Annotated in this window: 4 protein-coding genes; 2 read left to right on the top strand and 2 right to left on the bottom strand. The window is 61.0% G+C overall.

Annotated elements, in window-relative coordinates:
* Positions 1–582 precede the first annotated feature (582 nt).
* Positions 583–5145, bottom strand: a complete 4563-nt coding sequence (locus tag HY011_33485; protein ID MBI3427862.1) for a protein kinase — start codon at positions 5143–5145, stop codon at positions 583–585.
* Between the two features lie 297 nt (positions 5146–5442).
* Entirely contained in the window at positions 5443–6045 is a 603-nt protein-coding gene (locus tag HY011_33480; GenBank protein ID MBI3427861.1) for a sigma-70 family RNA polymerase sigma factor, read from the bottom strand.
* Between the two features lie 365 nt (positions 6046–6410).
* On the opposite strand from HY011_33480, the gene HY011_33475 reads away from it, so the two are divergent.
* Both HY011_33475 and HY011_33470 read left to right on the top strand, forming a co-directional pair.
* On the top strand, positions 6411–7019 hold the full coding sequence (locus tag HY011_33475) for a hypothetical protein (protein MBI3427860.1): 609 nt from the start codon (positions 6411–6413) through the stop codon (positions 7017–7019).
* 149 nt (positions 7020–7168) lie between these two features.
* Entirely contained in the window at positions 7169–8131 is a 963-nt protein-coding gene (locus HY011_33470) for a tetratricopeptide repeat protein (protein MBI3427859.1), read from the top strand.
* The last annotated feature ends 179 nt before the right edge of the window (positions 8132–8310 follow it).

Here is an 8310-nt window from a genome sequence, read left to right as displayed (position 1 = left end):
GGCAGTACCGCGCGCGTCAGCAAGCGGAGACTCTGGGTATGCCATAAGCCGCCAGCGTTGACGCACCGCTTGCTCACGCGCGCGGTACTGCCCCGGAGCGCGCCGCCCGTACATTCAATTGCAAACTGATCTAGGCTGAAGCTTCCCGCGCATTGCCCCAACCGGCCAGCAAGTCACCTCGTCCGGCCTGACACTGGCGCGTGTCAGCAATGGCAAATCTGTCGAGGAGAGTGATAGCGACTGACTTGCTGGGCTGGCTCAGGCAACTCGGCGTGATGTCCGCGTAAGTCCGGTTGAGTTGAGACGTACCGCAGGTTGCCAAATCTGCGGTACGTTTTCGCAAAGAATGGCTACCCTGAAACAAACGCGCATCACCACAAACGAACCAACCCGCGCCTTGTTATCTATCCGTAGCGTGACTTCAGGTGTAGCCGCCGCCGGAGGGTTCAGACTTATTAACTCATGTTACGCAGTGAAAAGATTGAGTTTTAATTTGGCAGTCTTCTTCGCGCCGGAGGCGCGCAAAAACCGCCGTCTTTCACGGTCAAACTGAATCGTCAAACTTCCACTGCGTAACATCAGTTATTGAAACTCGCATTGCGCCGCACACAGCGCCGGCAAATCGGCATCCGCATCCAGCCACGCTGTGGCAAACGCCGCCCAGGCCTGCTGGCGTTGCGTTTCAGCGCCCCGCAACACTGCCGCCCGTGCCAGCCCCAAATGCGCCAGCGGATACAACGGCGAAAACGGCGCCTGGCCGCGCTGGTCGAGTATCTTTTGAAATTCCAGCGCTGCTTCCGCGCCGCGTCCAAGCCGCAGGTAAGCCTGCCCACGCAAACTTTGCGGCCAGAATTCCGCCGCTGCTTCGTAATTCGCCGTGGTGTGCAATTGCTCCAACGCCTGCGCCGCCGCTTCAACACCTGGTGATTCTGCCGCCAGCAAGCGGGCCGCGCGCAACACCGGCAGCCAAATCGAATTGATCACCGTGTCATCGGGGTAGCGTTGACGCATTTCATCCATCAAGACTTCCGCCGGTTGCGCCGCGCCGCCGAGCGTCAGGGCGAGCGCCGCGCGTGGTAGCGTGGCGCGTCCGCGATCAATCGCGAGGCTTTGTGCGGCGTTGGCTTGGGCTTGCGCATAATCGCCCAAAATCACGCCGCGTAGCGCTTGTTCCGCCGCATAGCGCGCCGCCAGTTCTTTGGTCATACCGCGCGCGGTTAGGTCAATCGCGCGGCGGGCGAGTTCCTGCGCCTTGCGCCATTGGCCCGCGCAGGCCGCCGCGCCCGCCTGCCAATCGAGTGTGACGAATTCTTCGGGCTTGCCCTGCGCCCAGTCGAGTTGCTGTTGCAGGCCCGCCGTGTCGCCTTCGATAAAGGCGATTTGGTAAAGCGCGGCGCGAATGTTCGACAGATCGAATTTCTGTGCGAGTACTCGCTGGAAAATCTCTTTGGCCTCGGCGAAACGGCTCACACGCAGCAACGAGCGCCCTAGATACCAGTAGACGGGCGCATAGTTGGGGTTGAGACGCATGGCTTCATAGCTTTCGGCGAGGGCTTGCTCGTGGCGGCCCAGCGCGTCATAGACGACTAAACGTGACCGCGATTGCGCCCCAGCCTGCGAGACCGACTGCTCGTGGTCCCCAAGCACGGCTAATGGATCACTCGGTGCCGTGAACGTGCGCGGTAATGTCTGCATGAAGGGGAACACTGCTTCCAGCGCTTGGTTCATGTCGCCGGTGAAATTGAAATGATAGCGAAAGGTGATTTGCAGTTGCTCGTAATCACTCAGGTGCTCCTTCAAGGCATAGGCTTGCGCCGCATAGCCACCGGCTAACTCTGGCTGGCCGATGATGCTGTGGTGAATCGAGAGCATACTCCAGGCATAGGCAAATTCAGGGTCAAGTTCGACGGCGCGCTGGTAAAGCTGGATCGCGTCCATGAATCTGCCGCTGAGCGATTGCTTATAGCCCCACGAGTAAACCTGAAAAGCTTCTTGCTTCCGCGTCGTGGTTGCTTCCAGCGCGGTACTGAACGGCTGGCTCGAACTCAGCGACTCGCCTGGTTTCGCGCTTTGCGCCTCAAGCAACATTGGCAGGTCAGCATCCGCTTCCTGCCACGCCGCCGCAAACGCCGCCCAAGCCTGCTGGCGTTGCGTTTCATCTCCCCGCAACACTGCCGCCCGTGCCAGCCCCAAATGCGCCAATGGATACAACGGCGAAAACGGCGCCTGACCACGTTGGGCCAGGATTTTTTGAAATTCCTGGGCGGCTTCGTCGCCGCGTCCGAGCCGCAGGTAAGCCTGTCCGCGCAAGCTTTGCGGCCAGAATTCCGCCGCCGCTTCGTAATTCGCCGCAGTGTGCAATTGCTCCAAGGCTTGCGTTGCTGCCGCCATTCCATCGGACGCTTCATTCGTCAGCAACAAAGCCGCGCGCAACACCGGCAGCCAGATTGAATTGATGACCGTGTCATCGGGGTAACGTTGGCGCAGTTCATCCAGCAGCCGTTCCGCCGGTTGTATGGCACCGCTCAATGTCAGGGCGAGCGCCGCGCGTGGCAGCGTGGCGCGTCCGCGATCAATCGCCAGGCTTTGTTCGGCGTTGGCTTGCGCTTGCGCATAGTCGCCCAAAATCGCAGCGCGCAAGGCCTGTTCCGCTGCGTAACGCGCCGCCAGTTCTTTGGTCATGCCGCGTGCGGTCAGGTCAATCGCGCGGCGGGCGAGTTCCTGCACCTTGCGCCATTGGCCTGTGCAAGCCGCCGCGCCTGCTTGCCAATCGAGCGTAACGAACTCTTCCGGCTTGCCCTGCGCCCAGTCGAGTTGCTGTTGCATGCCTGCCGTGTCGCCTTCGGCAAAGGCGATCTGATACAGCGCGGCGTGAATGTTGATCACATCGAATTTCTGGGCGAGCGCCTGCCGGAAAATTTCTTTGGCTTCGGCAAAGCGGCTGACGCGCAACAGCGCGCGGCCCAGATACCAATAGGCCGGCCCGAAGGTGGGATTGAGTTGCACGGCTTCGCGGCCTTCGGCGACGGCGGCTTCGTGGCGTCCGATTAGGTCGTAAATGGCGACCAGATCAATCGGCGCGGTCGAGGTGCGCGGGTACATGCGCTTGAACAGAATCGCCGCCTCCAGCGCCTGGTTCATGTCGCCGGTGACATTGAGATGGTAGCGGAAGGTGATTTGCAGTTGTTCGTAATCGCTCACACGTTCGCGCACGGCAAACGCCTTCTCGGCATATTCGGCAGCCAGCCCCGGACGCCCGCTGTGGCTGTGATGAATCGAAAGCATGCTCCAGGCATAGGCAAAATCGGGGTCGAGTTCGACGGCGCGCTGATACAACGTGATGGCGTCGAAGATGCGGCCATTGAGCGTCTGTTCGTAACCCAGCGCGTAAGCCTGAAAGGCTTCGAGCTTTTGCGTCGTGGTCTCTTCCAGTTCGGTGTCGAATTGCTGGATCGAATGCAGCGACTCGCCGAGTTTGGCGCGCAGCCGGGCGGCGGCCTGTGAGAGCGCGCGCAAGACCTGCTCTTTGCTTTTGGCTTCGACCTGCTCGCTTTCCACTGTGTCGCCGGTTAGGCCGTGGATGGCGGCGAGCGTGATGACGTAATGACTGCCGAGCGGGGCGATGGAACCGGCGATGAGCGCCTTCAGGTTATGGCGCACGCAAATCTCGCGCGCGATGGGCACGGTGACGCGCTCGTCCGCCGCACGTTTCATCAAGCGCAGCGTGTGGCGCACGCGGTCTTCGGGAAACAGGCCTACGAAAGGCGATTGGCGCAATTGAATCGCCAGCCCCTGTTTGAGCGTCCCGTCAAACACCGGGTCGCCGGTCTGATTCTCGAAATCAGCCAACAGCAGCAGGTCTTTTTCGTTTAACACGGACAGCGCGGGCGGCGCGGGCAAGCCAGTTTCGCGGCCTTGGATTCGATCAGCCAGACCGCGCAAGGCTGTGGTGAGCGCTTCCAATGGTCGGCGCGCCATGTCGAGCAGCGGCGACTTGCCACTCGGCCAACTCTTGCCACTTTTCACCTGCGCTTCCACTTCTTCCTTCAACGCCTGCAAATCGGCGAACAGGGCGTCGGCGGTTTGATAACGTGCGCCGCGTTCCTTGCACAACAGTTGGCCAACGAGGCGTTCCAACACGGCGGGCGTAATGGGCAGATGCGCGCCCAGCGGCAGCGGTTCGTCGCGCAGGATCGCGGCGATGGTTTCATTCGCCGTTGCGCCTTTGAACGGCGGGCGGCCCGCGAGCATTTCATAAAGCAGCACGCCCAGGCTGAAGAGGTCGGTGCGTGTGTCCACTTTTTCGCCGCGCGCCTGCTCCGGCGACATATAACGCGGCGTGCCCAGCACGACACCGCCCGCGCTGCTCTCGCTGCGTGGCGATAGTGTGGGCGCATCAACCAATGGCTCGGTCAATTTGGCAAGACCGAAATCGAGCAACTTGATGAGTCCGTCAGGCCGCACCATGACATTTTCGGGTTTGATGTCGCGGTGGATGATGTGGGCAGCATGCGCGGCGGCTAACGCGGCAGCGATTTGCGCGGCCACGGCTAGCGCTTCGGTGAGCGGCAACCGCCGCTCCGGCGCTTCGGCCAGGCGCTGGCGTAACGTCTGACCGGCGATGTATTCGGTGGCGATGTAATAGGCCAGCCCGGCTTCCGGGGCGACCGCGCTGCCCGCTTCAAACGCGGCCTCGCCGAATTCGTGCACGGTGATGATGTTGGGATGATTGAGCGCCGAAGCGGCTTTGGCCTCGCGGATGAAGCGTTGCAAGCGCTCCGGCTCGCGCGTGAAGGCGGCGGGCAAGACCTTGAGCGCAACGCGCCGTTCCAGTTGCAGGTCTTGCGCCAGATAAACCTCGCCCATCGCGCCCGCGCCCAACGGTTCCAGCACCTCGTAATGACCCAGGCGGCGGCCCGCCAGCATCAGGGGCCGCTCAGCCACTGTGGCCGCCGATAAGGCGGGCGCGCACAAAAACGCCGAGTCCGCATCGGCGGCGAGCATTCGTTCAAGTTCGTCACGCAATGCGGCATCTTTGGCATCTGGCGCGCCGAGCCGGTCCAGCATGGCTTGCTGGGCTGGCACGGGCAGCGCGGCGGCTTCTTCGTAAAGTTGTTTGAGGCGTTGCCAGTGTTCAGGCGTCATGGGTTTAACTCAGGTGGTGAATCAATGGGGAGAGAGATTACGGAACAAACGGAAATAACTGAACAGGCGGAACCAAGCGGGTTGGCTAAATCGGAACAACTAAGATTGGGACACAGGGCAGTACCGCGCGCGTCAGCAAGCGGGGCCGTGGCCTTACGCACATTGGCTCGCATTGCCAAAGACCGTTTGCTGACGCGCGCGGTACTCCCCCAAGGTGGCGTGCTTCGATTTAGTTTCCGTCTGTTCCGTTCATTCCGTCTGTTCCGTATCGTCTCTTTGCTTCCCCTGCTTGAGCCACTACCCCAACTCAACGTTTGCCTCAGCTCCCAGGGAAGGAGCTTTGAGTTGACTGTAAAGCCAGGCGCGGGCTGATTTCCATTCGCGTTGCACCGTGCGTTTCGAGATGTCCAGCACGGCGGCGATTTCCTCTTCGGTCAGGCCACCGAAATAACGCAGGACGACGATGCGGCATTGGCGCGGGTCAGCGCGTTCCAAGGTCGCCAGGGCTTCATTGACCGCCAGAATTTCAAGGGCGGGTTCGACGCCCAATTCCGCCGCCGCCGTCAGCGAAACGTGCACGCTTTGCCCGCCACGTTTGGCGCGCAAACGGCGGCGCGCGTGGTCAATCAGAATTTCGCGCATACGGTCAGAGGCGACGGCAAAAAAGTGCGCGCGATCCTGCCAGGCAATGGCCGTTTCACCGAACAGCCGCAAATACGTTTCGTTGACCAGCGCGGATGGTTGCAGCGTGTGGTCGTGCCGTTCGTCTTTCAGCCGCAAGCGCGCCAGCCGCCGCAACTCGGCCTCGACCAGTGGAATTAATTGATTGAACGCTGCCTGATCACCGTTGCGCCAAGCCAACAGCAATTGCGTGACTTCGTGTGTGGAAACAGCCGCCATATTTGTGCGATGAGCTTATGAATTGAACACCCTGACGCGGCGCACTCTAGCACAGGCCCGGCAGCCGCGCTATTTCAGCGCGAAGCGCGGCAAAAACCCTGCCGCGGGGCTGTCGCCTTTCCGCCGTCGTTGACGCCTACACCAATGTAAGCCGTAACACCGTTGAACGCAGAGGGGAGCGCCCGCATCCGCAAGCTGCCGCTGATGCTCCAGGCCTTGTTGTTTCGTGCTGTCAGAACGCACTGTTGACAGCAATTCCGCCGCAGCCGCGCGCGCCAGCAGCCACGCGGGTGGCGCGGCAAACCACCCAACCCGACAGGCGGTGAGTGCAGACCGTCGCCTGAGCAAAACCTAGAGGAGAGCAAATGAAACAGCAAAAGTTTGCGACAAGAATCATCTTAGCGTTGATCCTGGCCACGCTGATTGCCGTTCCTGCGGCCAGCCTGCGCGCTCAGTCGAGCGCTGAACCAACCACTGCTCGCGTTGCCGCACAGGGCGGCGGCATCCTTGATGTACTGGAGCAAGCCAGACAGGCGCAGGCGCAGCAATTGGAAGGCGCTTGGGCATACACGGTCACGCCAGTGGTTCCACCCGGTGTACCGCAGCCTCCGTCCCAACGCGCTTACATTACCGTTGCACGTGGTGGTGGACTCAGCGTCTACATCCGCACTGGGCCCGGCGGCCCCTTTTACGGCGAACAACACGGCGTGTGGGAACACATGGGTGGCAATGAATTTGCCCTCACCGCCATCCGGGACGAATTTGATGCGCAAGGGAATTTTCTAGGCACGGGCAAAATCAATACACGACTGACGCTGACCGGAAAGGATGGATTTGTCGGCGTGGGTAGTCGTGAATTCCGCGACCCCACCGGAAACATCGCGGACATCACTCGGTGCGCGACGATCAAGGCTGAACGCATCAAGATCGAGCCGCTCGCGCCGCAATGCCAGAGCATCACGCCACCGCAGTAGTCACAAACTTTTCGGACAAGATGAGCGAGCTTTGTCAGGCGACAGCGCTAAAGCAGCCCCGCCTGGAAAAGCTTGCTCCTCCTATCAGCCTGGGCCGAACCTCTTCCGCCTACCTTTCCATCAAGCAGCTAATTGAAATGGGGTGAACTATGAACCGACAACAGATCCTGACACTGTCCATCTTCTGCCTGCTGGCGCACGGCTGTCTGTCAACCACGTCAGCACAGTCTCAAAACCTGCGCGCCGTCACGGCGACTTCTTATCTCGAACGCGGCAATCAATGGTTTGCCAAAGGCGAGTATGGACGGGCCGAAGCCGATTACGATCTCGCCATCGCCAGCGATCCGCGCAATGCCGAGGCTTACTACGACCGCGCCACGACGCGCGTCCAACTGGACAAGCTGGCGGCGGCGCTGACCGATTTTGACCACGCGCTCCAACTCAATCCCCGCGACGCAAGAACTTATGTGTGTCGCGGCGTGGTGCGGTATAGACTGGACGATTTCGCTGGCGCAATCAGTGATAACAGCAAAGCCCTCGAACTCAATCCCAAACTGGCCCTGGCCTGGGCCAATCGGGGTCAAGCGCGGCGCGACCAAGGAGACCTGGACGAAGCGCTCGCCGATTTGAACCAGGCGCTCAAGCTCAACCCACGCCTGGCGCACGCCTGGGGCAGTCGCGGTGGCACGCGGTTGCTCAAGCACGACCTGGCAGGCGCCATCAGCGATTACACCCATGAGATCAAGCTCGATCCAGCTTCGGCTGTGGCCTACTCTGATCGCGGCGCAGCGTGGCAACAAACAGGCGACCTGGACGGCGCGCTGCGCGATTACAATCAGGCGCTCAAGCTCAATCCCGGTTTGGATAAAAGCTGGTTCAATCGCGGCCTGTTTTGGAAGGCCAAAGCAAATCTGCGCCAGGCTGAGGCGGACTTTACGCAAGCCATCGTGTGCAATCCGCGCCTTGCCGAGGCGTATGCCCAGCGCGGACTCGTTCGATTGTCGCAAGGCCACGCGGACGAAGCGCAGGCGGATTTCACGCTCTGCCTAAAATTGAATCCGCAGTTACGCGCCGACTTGGAGCAGCAGATTCGATTGCAACAACGGCGCTGACACAATGGAAATTTAGAAGCTGATGTTACGCAGTAAGAAAGTTCGGCTCGGATTTGACAATTCTTTGCGCCGGAGGCGCGCGGGAGATTCGCCGGTGGTGGAGGCCTCGCCGCAACCACCGGAACCCCGCACGCCAGTCACGCGCGCCCCGGATGGGGCGCAGGACTGAGCTTGCCCGC

Source organism: Acidobacteriota bacterium (assembly GCA_016196035.1).
Taxonomy (GTDB): Bacteria; Acidobacteriota; Blastocatellia; order RBC074; family RBC074; genus JACPYM01.
This window is presented reverse-complemented; position numbering and strand designations above follow the sequence as displayed.

What these genes read in the sequence shown, in the direction of transcription:
- HY011_33470 (MBI3427859.1), top strand. Translation starts at nt 7,169, where the DNA reads ATGAACCGACAACAGATCCTGACACTGTCCATCTTCTGCCTGCTGGCG.
- HY011_33475 (MBI3427860.1), top strand. Translation starts at nt 6,411, where the DNA reads ATGAAACAGCAAAAGTTTGCGACAAGAATCATCTTAGCGTTGATCCTG.
- HY011_33480 (MBI3427861.1), bottom strand. Translation starts at nt 6,045, where the DNA reads ATGGCGGCTGTTTCCACACACGAAGTCACGCAATTGCTGTTGGCTTGG.
- HY011_33485 (MBI3427862.1), bottom strand. Translation starts at nt 5,145, where the DNA reads ATGACGCCTGAACACTGGCAACGCCTCAAACAACTTTACGAAGAAGCC.